The organism is Succinivibrio sp. (assembly GCF_045124615.1).
GTDB lineage: Bacteria > Pseudomonadota > Gammaproteobacteria > Enterobacterales > Succinivibrionaceae > Succinivibrio > Succinivibrio faecicola.
Map to the genome: position 1 here is coordinate 1 of NZ_JBGVMC010000279.1, position 1,979 is coordinate 1,979.

General features: G+C 37.8%; 3 protein-coding genes. 2 read left to right on the forward strand and 1 reads right to left on the reverse strand.

Features of this window, described 5'->3' with window-relative positions:
* Together proC and ACJML3_RS07240 are read left to right on the forward strand one after the other, a co-directional pair.
* Positions 1-720, forward strand: a 720-nt coding sequence (gene proC, locus ACJML3_RS07235; protein WP_406021933.1) for a pyrroline-5-carboxylate reductase, incomplete at its 5' end; no start/stop codon positions are given.
* A gap of 11 nt (positions 721-731) precedes the next feature.
* Positions 732-1,289, forward strand: coding sequence for a YggT family protein (locus ACJML3_RS07240; protein ID WP_406021935.1), 558 nt, complete (start codon positions 732-734; stop codon positions 1,287-1,289).
* A 58-nt stretch (positions 1,290-1,347) separates the two neighbouring features.
* Here the strand turns inward: ACJML3_RS07240 and ACJML3_RS07245 are convergent.
* Positions 1,348-1,979: DNA gyrase C-terminal beta-propeller domain-containing protein (locus ACJML3_RS07245; RefSeq protein WP_406021937.1), on the reverse strand; the 632-nt coding region annotated here is incomplete at its 5' end.

Here is a 1,979-nt window from a genome sequence, read left to right on the forward strand (position 1 = left end):
ACTGTAAGCGGACCTCATCTTGAAAAGCTTGAAAAATTCAAAGCACAAGGCTCTGTAATTACCTCTGATAATATTGAAGCAGCAAAGAGAGCTGACATCATTTTTCTTGGTGTAAAACCACAGATATTAACATCTGTTCTAGAGCAGCTTGCCACAATTAAAGATGAACTAAAAAACAAGCTTTTTGTTTCAATGGCAGCAGGTTTCAAATTATCATCTATAAGCAGCAAGCTTGGCACAAACAGAATCATCCGTATCATGCCAAATACACCTTGCAAAATAGGTTTAGGTACTATTGCTGTTGCATATGACAGTGCTGTAAGCGACGATGATAAGGCAACTGTAAAACAGTATCTGTCAAATATGGGTCAGTGCATTGAAGGTGACGAGAACAATCTTAATGTTATTGGTGCTGTATGTGGCTGTGGTCCAGCATTCGTTTATCGTTTCATGGAATCACTTGTTGCAGAGGCTGTACGTCACGGCATTAAGGCAGAAGATGCAAGAAAAATGGTTGAGCAGACCGTTTTTGGCTCTGCATCAATGGTTATTCAAAATCAGGATGCAACAATTGCTTCATTAAGAGAGGCAGTTACATCTAAGGGTGGTACCACCTTTGCAGGTCTTTGCAAAATGACTGAAGGTAATTTTGAAAAGATCATGGAAAACACTATCAATGCAAGTCTTGATAGAACCTATGAATTTGAATCAATGTTTTAAGAGGAAATAGTTTGAATACACTATATTTCGTTTTTATGGTGATTGAGGCTGTTGTAATTCTATTTGAACTACGCGCTCTCATGCAGTCTTCATCTGTTGACTATTACCATAAGGTTACTCAGGCTGTAGTCAGACTGACTGAGCCTCTTATAAGAGTAATTCCATTCAGAAACAAGAGTATTGGTGGTTTCTATTTTACCGGTGTCCTTGTTGCTTTTGTAATCGCTCTTTTTGGTTGTGCTCTGGTAGTATTCACATTTCTACCAAACATACCAGCATCACAGGGACTTTGGGTAACTTTATACTTAGGGACTATCTGCACTATCAAAAGCTTTGGCTATATGGTTTTATTCTTGCTGTTAGCTCAGGCACTGACATCATGGTTACCATCAACAAGGGAGTGGAGTTATTATTTCTCACAGATAACAAATCCCCTAGTATCCCCTATCCAAAAGATTATTCCACCAATCGGAATGATAGATATCTCTCTTATGATTCTGATGCTAGTTATTTTTGGCCTTGATAGAATATTCTTAATGATATTCGGCCAGTACTGGATGGTATTCTAAACAAAAAAAGGACAGTAGATTTTGTTTACTGTCCTCTTTATCTTCATTAAGTTTCTACTTATTCAAGCACAAACTCCATTTCTTCAAGCTTTATTTCTTCACCATTCTTTGGAAGTACGACTTCAAGAGAATCAATCTTCTGGAAGCCTCTTGGAAGCAGATCACCGCTCTTAGAACGAGAACTTATTCTTTCAGCAATTTCACTTGATGACAGATTCAAGAAACGTTTACCACAATGAATAATAAGTGCTGCATCCTGTTTTAATATTGCAATTGATGCAATACCATCAGATCCAATAGCAAGCTTAGCGCCTGAAATTCCGATTAACTTGTTACCCTTACCTGAATTTAGAGAAGGTAATTCAGATAACTTGTAAATTAAAAGTCTTCCAGACTGGCTTGCAACAGCAATCAGATCATTTTCCTTATCAGTGATCTCAATTGGATTTAGCATGTTTGCATCTTCATCAATGCTGATTAAAGCCTTACCTGCCTTGTTTCTTGTCTGAAGATTCTCACCTGATGTTATAAAGCCATAACCTTTGTCTGAAGCTATCAGATAAGAAGAATCCTTCTTTGGAATTACAACATGAACAGCATTTTCTCCAGCCTGAAGATTTGCCTTTGCAGATAGTGGTTCACCCTGACCTCTTGCTGATGGGAGATCCTTTACATCCACACAGTACAATC